The sequence below is a fragment of the Sinomicrobium halophytocola genome, from assembly GCF_052983395.1.
On record NZ_JBRKIT010000048.1, the window covers coordinates 140,849 to 158,240 of the forward strand.

Genomic DNA, 17,392 nt, shown 5'->3' on the forward strand with positions numbered 1-17,392 from the left:
CTTTTCCTCTTCACTTCAACACTTAGTTTTTTAACTAGTTTTATTCCTTATTTTTTCTATTAAATTCAGTATTTCTTTTTTTCTGTTGGCATTATTGAGTTCTTCTGCAATTTTGATGGCGTTGTTCGCCTTTGCCAATGCTTTTGTATGCCGACTTAATCGGAATAATATAATTGCTGAATTATATTCGCGATATAGTTCAAAGATTCTTTTTTTAGGTTCATAGTTTTCTATCCAAGTTAACGCACTTGTAAGTGTATATTCATCTTGGATCGCATCATTAAAAACAATCCCTTTCGCGTACTCATATTTCTCGCGATTTGCTCTATCAGGATTCAGATCTATTTGGTCCATATGATTCACTCTATCGACAAAGGTCTCCCAGTCTTCTTCATACTCAGCTTCATTAATTAAAACTTTTAATTTATAATATGCCTTAAGCATTTTTGCTTCCTCCGAAACTTCCTGACTTCCTGGATATATATATTCTTCGGATTCCCGGATAGCCAGTATATCTACTTCCCTATCCTCTAAAGAAAATTTTAATGTATACTTTTTGAGAGCATTATTCAAAGCTTCAATGTCTTGTAGATTTGCTTCTATTTCTATATCTCCAAGTAGACCATTATAACCAGTTTCATCCACAAAAATATATGACTCGGAATATATTCCCCCAGTAATATATTCTAACGATATAAACAATTTTGAAACAGGATGTTTATTAATTTTCATAAAGGATAAGCCATTGCTAGAGGATATTTTTTCGCCTTTTTTATAACCTATTAATGAGGTATCCTTAACAGTTAATACCAGACATTTTTTTACTTTTTTTTCCCATCTTGCATCAAGTCCAATATACCTTTGTAAATCCGATTGTATATGCGATCTTAACATTTCTCTGGTTATCCCGGGAGGAGCTATCAACTGGTAAGTGTATAAGTTTTTATATTGTAAAATCCCATTAATTTTGGAAATATACTTTGAGGAATCCTTTATATCTAACCAAACGTGTTTTGGACTCAGCATGGAAGAAATACCTTTTTGATTCAAATATTCATCTGTAACATACGCCAACTGGTACAACTCTTTAATTGAACTATTCATGGCTATAACACTAGATCCAGTTGAGGTGTTACTATACCCCCATCCAAAACCCAATCGCTCGTCTGCTCTTGCAAAAACGGACTGCCAGAACACCTCTTTGGAATCCCCTCCATTTTTATGGACAAACAATGGCTCCTTAATTATAAAAGGTAAAAAATCAGTGCTCTCCACCTTCTTCCCAAAATTTACTTTTTCTTCATCTAAAATAGCACGAATATTCTTTTCGTTAAGAACAGGTCCCTGGGTAATACCTTGGATTTTACCTTTTCCATCTATCCATATTACATGTGGTACGGCTGACCTAGGAAAAAGAAGGTCTAACAATATTTTGTACTGCCTTTTTTTATCAGTGGCAGAGGCTACTAACGTTATTTTTTGGTTTATTAACTTTTCTCTTTTTTCTATTATTTCTCTAACCTTAGCTTTTTCATTATAGGGATTAACAATAATTATCTGTATTTTATCTTTAAATTCCTCTTGAAGCTTTATTAATTTTGGCCAAGAAGCTATGCAAGACGCACAATTCTCACTCCAAAAATCCAGAATTAATAATTTACCTTTGAAGTCTGAAATTTTTGCTGTTTTAGTCGGATAATTGATTAGGTTTTCCAGCATAAAGTCCGGAACCTGGTCCCCTACCTTTAGTGCTTTGTCTTCTTCCTGTTGTCCTAATAATACAGTACATCGCAGTATTACTAAAACTGTAAAAACAATATGTATATGTTTATTTAGGTAATTCATCTCTATACTAATTATATTTTTTATGTTATCCTTATATATTATATACATTATCCACTATATCCCGGATTTTGTATCAGGTTAGGATTAGCTTCTAATTCCGTCAGTGGAATAGGGTATAGGACATCTGTTGGCTGCCAGTTAGCTCCTTTAATCGGTCCGAGCACCTTATCTGCCCTCCCCATTCGTTTTAGATCCAACCAACGATGTCCCCATTCGGTGAAGAGCTCCACTCTGCGCTCATGCAATATAGCTTCCAATAAATCATCCTGATTTATTCCTGGATTGGTATTGGCAATTAGTGATAAGTTAGCCCTTTCACGAATAACATCAATATCTGTTATAGCATTTGAAAGATCTCCTTGCATTGCTCGCGCCTCTGCACGAATTAAATACTGCTCCGCCAATCTAAACACCATAGAATATTCGGAAAGGGTACCGGATAAATCTTTATATTTATACGGAAAGAACCAGATACCGTTATCACCGGTAATACTATTAACCCAACTCTTCCTGCGCTCATCATCCGGTTGAAAGGCATCGAGAAGTTCACTTTGTAAAGCATAAAATACTGGTGGTGTACTTTGTATAACAAAAGATACCTCAGGAGTACGCCCATCCTCCCATGGTTGCAGTTGCCATATTGCTTCTTTGCTATTAGCAAGGAAAACATCATTTAGATCGGGAAGTAAAGTAAAAAGGGAGGTATTATTAATAATATCAGTAGCATATTGCTCTGCATCACTATAATTTTCGTTATATAAAGCGACCCTGGCTAATAGCGCTTTACTCGTCCATCGATTGGGTTGTATGCGTTCTCCCCCGGAAGACGAATAGTCTTCCGAAAGCAAAGCTTCAGCCTCTTTCAAATCATTAATGATAAAGGCATATACTTCTTCTATGGAAGAACGGGAAAGTAAGCGATTTTCCTCAAAATTTGTCGTAGTCACTATTGGAACATCTCCAAACAAATTGACTAGGTAAAAATAGCAGAAGGCGCGGATAAACTTAGCCTCTCCCCTTAACTGTTTCTTTAGCGACTCAGATATGGAGCTTGCTTCTATCCCTTCTAATATTCCATTGGCATTATTGATATAGACATACATAGGTTGCCAAAAAGCACTATTAATTGTAGCTATTTCTGGGGTTAGTGAATTTGTATAAAATGTAATGGCATCAACTTGGTTTCTATAATTAATCCATTCATCTGCAGACAGTCCTCCCAATCCTGTCATACTAGATACATCACCGGAAGTAAATCCACCTTGGATCATCTTGCTATATATTCCTCTTATTGCCGAAATAGCCGTGGCATCGTCATTAAAAACGATTTCGTTACTTACTTGCGTCCTTGGAGGATCTATTTCTAAAAAATTTTCACATCCAGTAGTTATTAAACTTAACAACATTCCCAAAACAGCCTGTTTTATATATTGTGTTTTTAGATTTTTCATACCTGACTAATTTAAAATGTAAATTGTATCCCTGCTACAATTGTCCTTAAAGTCGGAAGTGACGACATGCTTTGAGTTTCCGGATCGAAACCAATATAATTGGTAATGGTCCATAAGTTTTGTCCCTGCACATATAATCGTAACGACTCCAATTTTAATTGCTCTAGGATATTCTCGGGAAAGCTATAAGATAAAGAAACATTTTTAAGACGAATAAAAGAAGCGTTCCCTATTCGATTGTCTCCATAGTTTCGACTATTATTATACGCTTGTCCAGCGTTGGAGCCAAAACTTTGGGTAAATCTTTGTATCTCTGATTGGTCTCCTAGTTGTTGCCATCTGTCCAAAACTACCGTGGGCTGATTGGTCATAAAACCTGGAATGGTAAATCCATTGATATAAGTCAATCCCGTTTGCTTTACAAACTGGAACAGAAAATCCACTTCTAATCCCTTATAACTTATACTATTCTGAATGCCGCCATAATAATCTTGGGTGATTTCTCTTAAAAATTGAATGTCATTCGGAAAAGAAATATTTCCATCTCCGTTAACATCTTCAAAAGTATTGATTCCTGTTTCGGGGTCTACTCCTGTAAAATGATAACTTCGTTGAATGTACAAGGATTTGCCTACCGCATATCTGGTAGCAAAAGGAGAGCTTTCTATATTTGGATAATCAATCAGTTTATTGCGGGGAACAGTTAGGTTAATACTGGTTCTCCACTTTAAATTATCTGAATTTATATTGAGCGTACTTAAACTAAATTCCCATCCCTTATTCTCCACAGTAGCTGGAAAATTAGCCTGCACAGAAGATGCCCCGGTAATAACCGGAAGCGGAAACCCTACTAGCTGATCTGATGAACGGTTTCGATACCAGCTTACACCCAATAACACCTGATCTTTTAGAAGTCCTAATTCCAGACCAGCCTCGAACTTTTTAACAGTTTCCCAACTGAAATCGTCATTAGGAAGGCGTGTAATGAGCAATCCACTACTTCCAGCGTAAGGATAGATAGTAGAAGAATATGTATTTAAAAACTGATAGTTTCCTATATTGTCACTTCCTGTAACCCCATAACTTGTTCTTAATTTTCCAAAACTCAGTAAGGATAACCCTTTGCGAATAAAACTTTCATTCGAAAAAATCCAAGCAGCACCCACTGCCCCAAAATTACCAAACTGTTTTCCAGGGCCAAAACGTGTAGAACCATCTCTCCTCCCAGTCATATTTACAATGTATTTTTCTTTCCAATTATAATTAATACGCCCATAAACGGCATTATACCGATATTGGGTATAATTGGATCCCGTTACTCGGATGTCCGTTGCTGCCTGTTTATTAAGTAATAAGGCATCGCTGGTATAGCCGCTCGCTGATAGTGTCTCTCCTTCTCGTATAGTTTCTTGGAACGTTACCCCAGCCAAAATATTCAATACTCCCTCCCCTATCTTTTTCTCGTAATCCACCTGTGGTTCTACAATCCAGGTTTTAACTAATTGATCCCCAAAAGAAGTAGAGCCCGTGCGTCCGGTTCTAAAAGCAGGATTTCTGGCTTTAACAGGAAATATCCTTGTTTCCTTAACCTGCATATAATTATAACCTAAGTTAGTCTTTAGTCGTAACCCACGAAGTAATTCATAGCTTAAGTTGGCAGAAGTTACCAAGTTTATTGTGTTTCCTTCATACTTCTTTTCTAATTCAGCTAATGGATTGGCCCAGGTAGAATTTTCCCAGTTCAGTTCGCCGTTTTCGTCATACAGGGTCGGAGCATTTGGAGCGAGTTGGACAGTTGTTGAGGTATAATCTAATGTAATCATATTACTTTTTTGCGAACTGAAATTGTTAGAAATAGTAGCCCTGAATTTTCTATTTTCAGAAGCATGATTTACATTTAAAAGCCCAGAAAAACGCTCAAAGCCCATATCTCCAGGATATACTGTGGTTTCTTTATAATATCCCCCTCTAAACATGAACTGGGTATTGGTATTCCCCCCGGATAAGGTGGCCTGAACATTTGTAGTTTGTGCAGTTCCACCAATAAGCTCCTTTTGCCAATCGGTATACCGGTTTTGGTCCCAGGTACCATTTACATCATAATCACTGACACTAGGAGTTGCCCCTTCATTTGCAATAGCTTCATTCCGCATCTCTAGGTATTGTTCAGTATTCAAAAGGTCCATCCTATTGGACACTTTTCCTATACCCGAATACACATTGATATCTACTTTTCCTTTACCTACTTTACCTTTTTTTGTAGTAATCAATACTACACCATTAGCACCTCGAGAACCGTAAATAGCTGTAGCGTCAGCGTCCTTTAATATCTCTATACTTTTAATATCATTAGGATCAATAGCATTTAAAGGACTACCTTGTGGTATAATCGGATCAGCAACTCCAGATAAAACAGATTCAGAAGGATAGGGAACTCCATCAACAATATATAAAGGTAAATTGCCATTATCTTCCGGAACATTTCTTAAGCTATTTTGCCCGCGTATCTGGATATTAAATCCTCCACCGGGCACCCCAGTGGTTTGTTGTATATATACTCCTGGCATCCTCCCTTGCAACGCCTGCAACGGATTCGCCACTGGCTGTTTCTCAATATCCTCTGCCGTAATCCTCGAAATATTTCCTGTCCTTTCTCTGTCTTTTACTGTATAATATCCTGCATTTACTTCTACTTCTGCCAAGGCCGTCACATCCTCTTCCATTTCTACATCTATATTTTCCTGTCCTTCCACGGCCTGTTCCACGGTTCTAAAACCTACAAAAGAAAAAGTTAATACATCCGTTCCCATCACCCTGATATTATAATTTCCATCCGGGTCAGACATAGTACCACGGGAAGTACCCTTTACAATAATATTAACTCCGGGCAAAGGGTTTCCGTTCGGGTCAGTGACCGTTCCGGTTACCCGGAGTTGCTGTAACTCAGGAGAATTTGGCGGAGCGTTAGAAGTAGGGGCGGGTATTCCGGGGTTAGCGTCGTTCTCTTTTTCCTTAATAAGAATACGTTTACCCGGAAGTTCTTCGTAAGTGAAATTACCCGGCGACAGTATTTTGGTAAGTAATTCGCCGGCTTTTATAGTGCCCTTTTGTAAAGGTACTTTGGGAAGTTCTTTTATTTTATCCGCACGGTAATTAAAAATATAGTCTGTCTGCCGTTGTAGTAATTTAAGGGCATCCGTAGCCGTAACGATAGTATCTGTATCTACAACAATAGTGGCGTTTTGGGGAAAGCCACGTTCGTATACAAAACCAAATGCTACCGTACAAAACAAAACTATATAAACCCTCATGATAACCCGTATTACCTTCCCTGATATAGGGGAAAGAAGATTAGTATGCCCATTTTTCATACATTTGCGTTTTCGTCGGTTATTAATTAACTGATGTTCTGAGAAGGGGAGAGTTAAGCGTTTGGTAGACCGTAACTTTTCCCTTTCTTTTTATGGGGTAAATAGAGGTGTTTAGATTTGTGTAGAAATATTGAATTATGTCATAGGCCTTTGTTATTTTAATTATTATTATCTTTTTTATCGCCGGTACTTCCGGAATCTGAAACTATTCTTTGCTTTTTATTACTACTTGTTTTCCCTGTATCTCATAATCGATATCTCCCGAAAACATTTGTAACAGTCCTTCTATAGGTTCTCTCCTGCTTAACACACCTCCAAACCGTATATCTTTCAATTCCTCATTCGCAAAGGTTATCTTAACGTCATACCAACGCGAAAGCATTTGCATAATCTCATAGAGGGTTTGATCTTCATACCCAAAGTATCCTTCTTTCCAGGCCATATAGTTATAGACATCTACCTTACGCAACAATATACCCCGGTATCCTTCCCTTATCACAGCCTGGTCTCCTGGTGTGAGTTCCTGTTTGGCATCTCCGCTCTTTACCATTACTTTGCCTTCTACCAGGGTGCTGGTTACGGCCTGGTCCTCCTTATAAGCCGAGATATTAAACTCGGTGCCCAACACTTCAATCTCCTGGTTGCGCGTCACCACTTTAAAGGCGCTACCCCCGTGTTCTGTTGCCGGGGACACTTCGAAAAAAGCTTCACCATAAAGCAACTCTACGATCCGGGGCTGCCCGTCAGTGAATGTCTTCGGATATTTGATCTTGGTATCCGAATTAAGCCAAACTTTCGTGCTGTCTGCCAGCAACAGGAAGTACTCTCCCCCGCGGGGTACGGTAAGCTGGTTGTAGGTCATGGCGTGGCCGGTATTTTTAGTGTCGTAAACAATTTGGGCACCATTACTGTATATATTGCCGGAAGTATATTCTTCTCCCTTCTTCAGGGCTACTTCCGTACCGTCTTCCAGGGTAAGGACCGCTTTACTGCTCCCAACTTCTATAGTAGCTTCAGGCATACTCCCGGGAATAAGATGGTCGTAAAAGTAGATCCCAAGGGAAACGAGGAGGGCTACCGAAGCCGCGACACCCAACCACCAATACGGTTTTTGTTTTCCTTCCGGGGATTTGGATTGGTCCTTTTGCGGGACGGCCTTTCCTGCAAATGGCATCCGGTTGTTACGCAGGTGAAAGTCCTCTATGTCCCGGAAACGTTCCAGGTCTTCCGGGGATGCCGCGGCATACCAGCGGTCAAATTCTTCTTTTTCTTTCTCCGTAAGAACGCCTTCCAGCTTCTTTATGATCAGATTGAATTCTATTTTTATGTTTTGCTTTTTATCCATAATCTTAAAACTGTCACCCTGAGTTCGCCTGCACTGCGCACGGCCGAAGTGTCAAAGGGTTAATTTAACCTTACATTGAACCTTATTTGCTGCGGGGTAAGGCATTGCTCGTCCGTGCAGGCCATAAAGGTTACGTTACCTTCCAGAACCTGCGGGGTATCTTTTTTAACTTTCACTGTTTGTACAAAATCCACCGCGCCTTCATAGTAGCGGGTATCTACCATAAATACCTCTTCGTATTTCTCCATAAGGCTGCCTTCTTCTTTAACCTCTCCTTCTAATGCTACTGCCGGGTGGTCCGTGAATACGATCTCCGTAGGCAAAGGCCCGCCATCTTCGGTATGTTGTGAATAGATATGCCACGGGTACTCCATTTCGGCCGAAATACGGACCTCGTAGGTTTTATCATCCAGTTTTTTTGACGCAAATTTCCATTCCACAGGATCGAGCCCCTGTGCGGAAACCATAGCCGCCTGGAAAAAGAATATCCACAAGAGAAACAACCATTTTTTCATTGCCTTATGTATTATATTTTTGGTTTTATTTTATTCACACCTTATATTCGGTTGGTTATTGAGTTATTCAGGTATTGCGTTTAGTAACCCGACTAAAGCCGGGAGCGCTCGCTTATGTTATAAAATAACCGGCTTTGGTAAAAAGGGTGCGGGCCTTTGCCGACAGACAGGCTCGCACCCGAACAATCCTAACTCAAATAATTCCACGTTATGAGAACAAGCCTCTTTTTACTGTTATTCGTAGTACACCCTGCTTTCACGGAAAGCCTGGCGCACTTCCTGTTTTGTAAAAAATTAATCATTTTATAATGTTTTAAAAAAACAATAACGATCTCTTAACCTTAACACGATCATTTCTTAATAAATATGATAAAAATGTCATTTTTTTTTAATAAAATTTTTCAACAAACACACAATTAACTGTAAATCAAATGAGTAACCCTATTAAATTTTTATCCGTCACAATACCGTGGCCGGTAGAAACGAGCACGTTTACATTCAAAACAACACCGCGGCCGGCCCAAACGGATACACGGCTATCGGAAACAAACACGTTTCCGGTCAGAACGATACCGTGGCTAACGAAAACCATACCGTGAGCAGTCCAAACGGATATGTGGCCACTAGAAACGAACACGTTTCCGGTCAAAACAATACCGTGGCTAACGGAAACCATACCGTGACCGGCCCAAACGGATACACGACCATAAGAAACGAAGACGTTCCCGGTCAAAACAATACCGTGGCCAGCCGGAATGAACACACGATCACCGGTCACAGAACGGTTTTCAGTCCTTACGATATCCTTTCGGCCAACAACAAAACCCCGGCGATGTGCCGGGGTTTTCCCATGACCCGGAACGATACCGTCCCGGTATAAAATGTAATAGGGGTTCCGGGTTGCGGGTTCCAGGTTGCAGGTTTGCAGGTTCCAAAGCCAGAAACAGAGGTGGCTGAGTGTCCCGAACTCCGTTCGGGATGTATCGAAGCCACCGGGTTCCAGGTTTCAGGTTTCAGGTTGCAGGTTCCAGGTTGCAGGTTCCAGGTTGCAGGTTCCAGGTTGCAGGTTGCAGGTTGCAAAGCCAGAAACAGAGGTGGCTGAGTGTCCCGAACTCCGTTCGGGATGTACCGAAGCCCCGGTTTACAGCACCTTCCTGAAATACCGGAACGCTATAACCCCCAGCACCAGTACGCCGATGCCCCACCACCAGGGGAAGCGGAAGTCCGTCTGTGATTTGCGGCTTTCCACAGCACTGCTGCTTTCTGCTTTACGGATATCTGTTTGTTGCCGGGTGGTCCGGCCTGTTTCAATGCCCTGCCGGCCTTGCCGGGTGGCCGTTTCTCCTGTTTGTTCCCGGTATACGAGCAGTTTGGCGGCCCGCCCGGAAAAACCCGAGTCGGGATGGTAGGTAAAATCACCCACCGGTGTGATGGCCAGCAATTCGCGACCGGTGCGGAACTGCCTGGCGTACCACTCCACCAGCGTATCCCTCCGCAGGAGGCTGTCCCGGCGGCTCAGTATTGCTCCGGCCGAGGACGCGCTTCGGCTTTCCGTATGCCGCTCTTTTGAGGCGGAACAGCCGCCGATCCCGCTAATTAGCGGGACCAGGACTGCCCAAAACATCCACAAGGATCTCATGGCCGCATCAGTTATTTACCCGTGCCCGCAATGAATCCACCGGGCTCCATTGGCTTACGCCCTTTTTGTTGCGTGAGCGTACGCGGAAGTAATAGGTTACCCCATCGGTTACCGGCGCGTAGAAATTGCCCGTTGCCCGAGGCGCAGGGTCCAGGTCTTCCCAGGCCGGTTCCCCGGCTTCATCCAATCGGGAAGCGATCTGCATTTCGTACAGGTAAGCCTCCCGGATGGGTTCGAACTTCAGCAACAGTTCCCCAGGCCGGTCCGAGTCGGCCAGGCGTGCCCAGGCGGAAGCGCGCGGTACCCGGGAGGTCTTCGGCAAACTGACGGGCAGAAAGCCCGAGCTGAGCTGAATGGAACTCACGTCGGTGAAATTGTTGATGTAACTTGCCACTTTACGCATCATTACCAGCAGCTGCTCACGGGCTTCGTCCTTCTCTTCCTTCTGCACGCCGCTGGCACGCCCGCTGGCCGTGATGGCCTGTTTGGCCACATAATCCAGCGCCACGGGTTCGTATGCTTCAAATGCCGGGTCCAGTTCGGGGAAGTTCGTATTCGTACGCAGGGCATCAGCCGTGCGTGTGGCCATGGCCGCGAGGTCCGTATCGCTCATTTGGCCGTAGTTCGTGATTAATTTTGGTGTTCTCATTTTCTTAAGTTTTTTGATGTTAAACATTTTGTTCTGTGGCTCTCTGCGGTCCTCTGTGCAACTTTGTGTAATAGCTTATTTCACAGAGACACACAGAGGTTTCACAGAGTTTCACAAAGGTTCTATAGCAGGTCTAATCAACCGTCCAACGGGCAATAACGGCAATAGTACGGACGGGGCGCCGTTTACGCACCACGGCATCGTCCACGTTCCCCTCTACCGTGAGGCAATATTTGCCGTCCCAGCCGTCCACAAAGCCACAATGGGCAATGCGCTTTTTGCGGGCGCTATAAATCCCGAAGACATCGCCCCGGCGCGGAGCTGCCCGATCACCGGGGGCCGGCCACCTGCTTCCGGGTAACCGGTCAGCCACACGCCAGACGGTGCGATCGGAAGGGAACAACGCCGCCGCCCACGCATTCCTCGGCTCCGGATAACCCGCCCTGCCATGGCACCAGCTCACAAAAGCCGCACACCATTCGTGTTTTTCCGGAAGCCCGCAATACCGCAGGTACTCCGCTATACGCGGGCCATCGTTATGGCCGGTGGCTTCGCGTACGCCGATCTCCGAACGGTACACGGCAGCCAGGTCATCAATCGCCGTCCGTCCGCCACTCCCGATATCTAACGGGACCATCGGAATTACAGTAAAGCCACTACCACCAGGACCACCGCCCAGAAATAGGACAAGCAGAGGCAGCCATGGCACAATGTGCGTTGCCATACCGTCAATTGATTTAATGATTCGACCATCGCCTGATACGCCGTTGCGGCAACCAGTTTGCCCAGGGTCACCACCAGCAGCGCCAGCGGCAGCATACTGAGGATACCCGCATCCAGCACCCCGGCCGTGGCATCCCACAACCGCAGCAACGGGCCGCTCCACAAAAAGAGCGTCAATGCCGGCAGCAACACCAGCACATCCGTCAACAAGACCACCGGCAGCTTTCCCAGCCACCGGCGAAAGCGTATACCGAAGCTGCTGTGCAGCCGGTGTACGTCCGTAGTGTCATTCCACCACTGTGCATTTCGTTCTATGTTCATTTGTTGTTTATTTTTTTGGTTGTTGAGTTATTGAGTTAATAGGTTATTAGGTTATTCAGGCTGTACTCAGTAACCCAATAACTTAGTAACCTATTAACTTAATAACCTAATACCTAATCGTAAACCGCAGAAAATAACCGCTTTCCCCGCCTGCGGCCAGTCCGGGTTGCCCGGGCCGGTTGCCCGAATTCCCTTCCGCCACGATAAACTTGGTATTCATAGCATTTATACCCCCGTTACCTGCCGGTTTCACCAGCGATACGGGAATGCCGTGGCGTACGGCATAGGCCAGTTGCGCAGCCCACAGACTACACATTCCCGGGTCGAGGTTATCCAGGTAGGCGCCCTGTTGGGCATTCAGTTTAAACCGGTGCGGCAGGTAGGTATGGAGCCCCTGCTCTATCAGGCTCGCCTCTGCATTCCGGGACGGCCGGGAAGCCCCGGCAAGGCAAGCCTGCCATTGGTCTACCCCCACGGTAGTAAACGCATACTTTACATCCTTTTTTACCATAATATTGATTATTTAAATGAAACCATACAGCCGGGCACCCTGCCCGGCAACGGCACAAAAGTATGCGTGTTAAATACTGGTATACAAGAACTTATCACTCCTGTTTATGATGAATGTAATAAGGCCGGGATGAGTGGAGATTGCAGGCTGTTGATCCGGTTATCCCGGAAGAGCCTCCCTGTGCCCTCTAGGGGAAAACTGTAACATTTTTAAAAAGAAATAAGAAAAGCGTCACTGCCAGCGAAGCGTCGGCAGTCTCTTAGCGGGTTTGCACCGACCATTGAGGGTATGCCGCCAGCCTCCATGAGATTGCCACACCCCCGCTTAGGCGGGGGCTCGCAAAGACGCTTATTTTTAAGGTTTGGGGAAATATCAAAATCATGCCATAGGTAGAACTAATATGGAGGTTACTATATAAACTGAGATTATATATTTATGTCACATCAAATATCCACCCTTCGGAGAGGTCTTTCCATTCCGGGTTTATCTCGTTTATCAATGTTTCCTTTCGTTTTCGAGTCCCTTTTTTTAACTGTTTTTCCCGGGCAATAGCTTCGATGATATCTAAAAACTCTTCAAAATATACCAGTTTGTCACAGTTGTATTTAGAAGTAAATCCCTTATATGCTTTTATTTTGTGTTGGTATACCCTTTTAATGAGGTTGCTGGTTACACCTACATAAAGAACCGTATTACGCTGGTTGGTCATAAAGTATACGTAACTCTTTTGTATCATAAATACAAATATAAGGAATCGTTCCTGCCTGCCCGTTTACCGGCGGATATACAACTACCAAAAGAAAAACGTCACTGCCAGCCCTTCGACTGCGCTCAGGATAAACTGAAGCGTGGCGGTCTCCCGGCGGGTGTGTGCAGGCCTTTGGCATATCAGCCGGGGTATGTTACATGCCTGGTGAGATTGCCACGGGCAAAGCCCTGGCAAAGACGCGTACCTGCTAAGGTTTTGGAAAATACCCAGGCCACAACAAGGAGCCTTCATCATTTTTAAGAAGCATAGAGCTCCCCTCTTGAGAGGGGTTGGGGGTGTGTAATACATAAATCTAAATAACACATCCCTCCTCAAGAGGGGAGCCGTAAAGTTCTAAACAGTCACAAGTCCTCGCGATCCGAAGACGATGCCCGCTCATACCACTCCAGAAACCCTGCCGTCCGCCCATTGCTTACCCGTACCTCCTCCCCTTTCCGCGGGGTATCCAGCACGACGAACACCCCTTTCTCCGTTTTACGCAGCCCGCGGATGATACTGCGGTTTACGATCAGCGACCGGTGTACCCTATAGTAGTGGATGCCGCGCACTTCCTCCATAATTTCGGTCAGCGTACGGAAATCTACTCCCGTTTTGCCATCAAACCCCACAGCTCCGGTTTTGTTTTTCTTCAGGCCCGGCTCAAACAGGGCGATGCTGTCCCTGATCTTATCGCCATAGGGTATGATTACTACACCGGGCCGCAGTTCGGAAGCCACGGCGCTCTCCACCTTCCGGCGCCGGGTAAGGTTCCAGTGCTTTACGATCTCAACCGCCTGAAGGCGGTAGTACGCCCAGAGCAGGAGATTAAAACCGGAAAGCATGAGCAGTACAAAGGGAAAATCTTCTCTGAGGTAACGCCAGAACAATCCCGGCCGGTAGCGGACTACAAAGTAAAAGGCATAGAAGATCAGTACGGCAAAGCACGGCACCGCGATACCGTACCACAACTGCCATCCCACCCGCTTTAAGGGTCGGGGAAACCAGGTGGCATACCAGGGATGTCTCTCATCCAGCATACAGGTATGCCCTATGATGTAACGTATCATCAGCCAGGCCGCGAGCATGCTCGGGATGGCGGCTTTCCAGAACGCCCGCATCCGGAAAGCCGTCCAGAAACCATAACCTGAGCCATACAGCACCATAAAGATCCCCACAAAAAAAGCCAGCGGCGGCCCCAGGTATTTTTCATGGTACCGCACCGGGAAGGGCAGGTAAAAACGGTAGGGTCTCCTGGTGAGTTCGTCGTTTACGGATTGAAAAAATTGTTTGGTCTTGTCTTTAAACTTATTCACGAAGTTAAATTGGAGTTTTGGAGTTTTGGAGTTGGGGAGTTTCGGAGTTTCATGAAGCTATATGCCAGCACTCGTTTTTGTCATGTTTAAACGAACCCTGATAAAGGGGCCGGATATAGAGTTCCTGCCACAAGGAAAACGTTGGCGATCTCTCCGCAAGTATGTGCATACATCAGGGGTATGCTGCCGGCCTACATGAGATGGCCACTCCCGATCCCGATATTTATCGGGACCATCGGGATCGCTATGACACGCATATTTGCTATGGTTTTGGAAAATTTCCCAACCAGGCCAAAGAACAGCCGGTTAAAATATCAAAGGATTTTATTTACGGTCGAGCTCCCGTTGCAAATAGGCGTTCTTTTCCTTCTCGGCTTCCAGGAGGCGTTCGTGCAGATCTACTTTCTCCTGATAGACTTTTTTCAGTTCGTCCATTAATTCCATCAGCTTATCGATGGGATTATTATTTACGCCAAAAGGTCCGAAGGCCTGTCCCTGATCGTGCACATGATACACGGTGTTTCCAAATGCACCCTCATCCATTTCCTTGAACTTCTCCAACGTTATACCCAGCGGCATAAGTAACTGTTGCAGCACCTGGTCGGCCAATTCGGCTTTGCCTTCAAATTCGGAGATCTCCTGTTGCTTGAACCCGGCCTGATCACCCAGTTGTGCCTGCGTGAGTTTATAAAGACCTCTTAAAAATGCTATCCGGCGGCCATAATGGGGTGCTGTTGTATTCATCTTCTGTAGTTTTTGTACGCGTATTCTCATTACAAATATATGTTTATGTTTAACAATTTATCTCATTTTTTGTGGTAATTCTCCGTATACGGTCCGTAGCTACGGTAATACGGTATAAAAAAAACCAGCACGGTTACCTGGTAAAAAATAATCTCTGTCCGGGGCCGCCACAGCCCCGTTCAATTTCCGGTCTTGCCGGGTTTCAGCCTGCTGCGCATGGACAGCGGCCTATGCCCAACTCAAGCTACAATAGCGCTCATTTCCGCTATTTAAGAGCTCTTAACGCACGCCAACGTCTTGCTTGTGATTTCTCCGTACGGTTCCGTAGCTACGGTGATACGGCATTAAAAAAACCAGCATGGCTACCGGGTGAAATAATAACGATTTATTAACCTTAATACGATCATTTATCCATAAATATGATAAAAAGGATATTTTTTTTAAGAAAAATTTGAGGAATACTCAGGAGAAACACATTATATAAGCGAGGAGGGTAATTGGTCATCCGAAAGCGGTAACCGTGTTACAATTTGAGGAGTCCCGATATCTATCGGGATGGAATTGCAGGTTACAAGTTACAGGTTACCAACTATATACCGCCGTGTGATTTACTTTATAGCGCTTATATACTTCAGATACTTTTAACAGGCGCTGGTTTTAATGCCAAGTCGAAGACTCGTCCTAATTCCTGTTCTTTCATAGTTAATAATCTCGTAAAAAAAGGCAACCATATTCAGGCAAGGCCACTGTTTAAAATTATAAAAATGATTAATTTTAGACCTCAGTTCAAAAGATGAAGATAAGTAAATTTTCACCCCAGCAAATCGCGAAGATTTTAAAAGAGTTTGACAACGGCAAGTCAGCCGTTGAGATCAGTCGTGAATATGGAATAAGTACTGCTTCGTTCTACAAGTGGCGGGAGCGTTATTCCGGCATGAATGGCAAAGATCTTAAACGACTCAAAGAATTAGAAGAAGAAAATCAACGCCTCAAACAGATGTATGTGTAAGCTACCCCCTCAAAATATAGAAAAAAACGCCGGGCAATAAGTCATAAGTTTTAAGATTGAATGAATATAAGCGAACTGATTAGTGACATAGGAAAGATAGTGGTTTTTTTAATGCTGCTTCTGTCGGTCTACCTGTTTACGGTAAAATCTGAAAAAAGGCTGTCCAACAGGTTATTCGCATTGTTTCTGATCGTTACTTCTTTTGATTTAACGGGGTTTTTTATTAATCTCTGGGAAGACTATCCGAACCTTTATGTCTTGAAAAGAGCCTCTGTTTTTTTACAATTGCCCCTGTTTTATTTTTACGTACTATCCATATGTTTTAAGGATTTTGGTTTAAAACGAAAACACGCCTTGCACTTCCTCTTGTTCTTTATATTCATTGCCTTTTTTAAAACCACTTCATTTTCGGTAAAAAATATATGGATCTTTGAAACTGTCGGGGAAATACAATACTACGCTTACATCACAGCCATATTTATGGTGTTGTACAAATACAAAAAGATTTATCTGAAAAATTATTCCAACGCAGATTATTCTGTTTACAAATGGTTGTTCCAGGTCACCGTACTGTTCGTGATCGGGCATTTTTTTGTGATCGTAAAAAAATTCTTCCCCTATTCCGGAGACAAAGATTTTTCGCTGCACATCAATACCGTGATCAGTATTAATATATTATTGATCACATCCTGGTTTATTTTAAAAGCCCTGTATCGTCCTTATATTTTTCACGGAATACCATCAGGCCTCCGGGGAGAAATAATACCTTCAAAGAAAAAAGAAAAAGTTACCGGGCCGGGAAACGGCAGGAACGATACCCCGGAAATGAGAAGGCTTCTGGATAATATGAAAACGGAGAAGCCTTACCTGGATGATGACCTGACCCTGCAAAAACTCTCCTCACAGATCAATATTCCGGAAAAAGAATTGTCTGCTCTTATAAACCGTGATCTGGGGACACATTTTTTCGATTTTGTCAATACTTATAGAATAAATGATGCAAAAGCCATCTTGAAAGATCCCGGGCAAAAGGATCAGACCATTCTGGAAATTCTCTATCACGTAGGGTTCAATTCGAAATCTTCTTTCTATACGGCATTCAGAAAAAATACCGGCCTAACTCCAATACAATACAGAAAAGAACACCTTTCCAAAAAGTAATCCTTAAAACCGGACTGATTTTCCCATAAAAAAAGAGTTCGACTTTA

The 17,392-nt window shown here is 43.7% G+C and carries 14 protein-coding genes and 1 pseudogene; 3 read left to right on the plus strand and 12 right to left on the minus strand.

The genetic code is table 11. The features are described from left to right. Positions 1-30: 30 nt before the first annotated feature. The 5 genes from ACVBDY_RS21600 to ACVBDY_RS21620 all read right to left on the minus strand — a co-directional run bounded on the left by ACVBDY_RS21600 (position 31) and on the right by ACVBDY_RS21620 (position 8,527). Positions 31-1,845 carry a TlpA family protein disulfide reductase gene (locus ACVBDY_RS21600; RefSeq protein WP_447177554.1) on the minus strand — a complete coding sequence of 605 codons (1,815 nt, stop codon included), beginning with the start codon at positions 1,843-1,845 and terminating at the stop codon, positions 31-33. 47 nt (positions 1,846-1,892) lie between these two features. Beyond that, positions 1,893-3,296: a RagB/SusD family nutrient uptake outer membrane protein gene (locus ACVBDY_RS21605; protein WP_447177555.1), complete on the minus strand. Its 1,404-nt coding sequence runs from the start codon at positions 3,294-3,296 to the stop codon at positions 1,893-1,895. Positions 3,297-3,307: 11 nt separating this feature from the next. Next, positions 3,308-6,667: a SusC/RagA family TonB-linked outer membrane protein gene (locus tag ACVBDY_RS21610; protein ID WP_447177556.1), complete on the minus strand. Its 3,360-nt coding sequence runs from the start codon at positions 6,665-6,667 to the stop codon at positions 3,308-3,310. A gap of 205 nt (positions 6,668-6,872) precedes the next feature. Then, complete coding sequence (locus ACVBDY_RS21615) at positions 6,873-8,012, minus strand: FecR family protein (RefSeq protein ID WP_447177557.1); 1,140 nt, start codon at positions 8,010-8,012, stop codon at positions 6,873-6,875. Between the two features lie 59 nt (positions 8,013-8,071). Further along, entirely contained in the window at positions 8,072-8,527 is a 456-nt protein-coding gene (locus ACVBDY_RS21620; protein ID WP_447177558.1) for a protein-disulfide reductase DsbD domain-containing protein, read from the minus strand. A 469-nt stretch (positions 8,528-8,996) separates the two neighbouring features. On the opposite strand from ACVBDY_RS21620, the gene ACVBDY_RS21625 reads away from it, so the two are divergent. Beyond that, the gene (locus tag ACVBDY_RS21625; RefSeq protein ID WP_447177559.1) at positions 8,997-9,407 is read left to right on the plus strand and encodes a hypothetical protein; all 411 of its coding nucleotides are present in this window, start codon (positions 8,997-8,999) and stop codon (positions 9,405-9,407) included. A 261-nt stretch (positions 9,408-9,668) separates the two neighbouring features. Here the strand turns inward: ACVBDY_RS21625 and ACVBDY_RS21630 are convergent, their stop codons facing one another. The 7 genes from ACVBDY_RS21630 to ACVBDY_RS21660 all read right to left on the minus strand — a co-directional run bounded on the left by ACVBDY_RS21630 (position 9,669) and on the right by ACVBDY_RS21660 (position 15,175). Then, a complete protein-coding gene (locus ACVBDY_RS21630; RefSeq protein ID WP_447177560.1) occupies positions 9,669-9,968 on the minus strand; it encodes a hypothetical protein in 300 nt (99 codons plus the stop codon). Positions 9,969-10,173: 205 nt separating this feature from the next. Beyond that, the gene (locus ACVBDY_RS21635) at positions 10,174-10,815 is read right to left on the minus strand and encodes a fibronectin type III domain-containing protein (protein WP_447177561.1); all 642 of its coding nucleotides are present in this window, start codon (positions 10,813-10,815) and stop codon (positions 10,174-10,176) included. Between the two features lie 642 nt (positions 10,816-11,457). Further along, the gene (locus tag ACVBDY_RS21640; protein ID WP_447177562.1) at positions 11,458-11,859 is read right to left on the minus strand and encodes a hypothetical protein; all 402 of its coding nucleotides are present in this window, start codon (positions 11,857-11,859) and stop codon (positions 11,458-11,460) included. Between the two features lie 106 nt (positions 11,860-11,965). Next, positions 11,966-12,370, minus strand: a complete 405-nt coding sequence (locus tag ACVBDY_RS21645) for a hypothetical protein (RefSeq protein WP_447177563.1) — start codon at positions 12,368-12,370, stop codon at positions 11,966-11,968. 433 nt (positions 12,371-12,803) lie between these two features. Continuing rightward, a complete protein-coding gene (locus ACVBDY_RS21650) occupies positions 12,804-13,106 on the minus strand; it encodes a GIY-YIG nuclease family protein (RefSeq protein WP_447177564.1) in 303 nt (100 codons plus the stop codon). A gap of 374 nt (positions 13,107-13,480) precedes the next feature. Continuing rightward, entirely contained in the window at positions 13,481-14,431 is a 951-nt protein-coding gene (locus ACVBDY_RS21655) for a LytTR family DNA-binding domain-containing protein (RefSeq protein WP_447177565.1), read from the minus strand. A gap of 324 nt (positions 14,432-14,755) precedes the next feature. Next, positions 14,756-15,175, minus strand: coding sequence for a hypothetical protein (locus tag ACVBDY_RS21660; protein WP_447177566.1), 420 nt, complete (start codon positions 15,173-15,175; stop codon positions 14,756-14,758). 793 nt (positions 15,176-15,968) lie between these two features. On the opposite strand from ACVBDY_RS21660, the pseudogene ACVBDY_RS21665 reads away from it, so the two are divergent. Both ACVBDY_RS21665 and ACVBDY_RS21670 read left to right on the plus strand, forming a co-directional pair. Next, positions 15,969-16,178: pseudogene (locus ACVBDY_RS21665) on the plus strand (transposase); the annotation flags it as partial. 66 nt (positions 16,179-16,244) lie between these two features. Beyond that, positions 16,245-17,345 (plus strand): helix-turn-helix domain-containing protein, encoded by a 1,101-nt coding sequence (locus ACVBDY_RS21670; protein ID WP_447177567.1) that lies wholly within the window; start codon positions 16,245-16,247, stop codon positions 17,343-17,345. Positions 17,346-17,392: the final 47 nt, after the last annotated feature.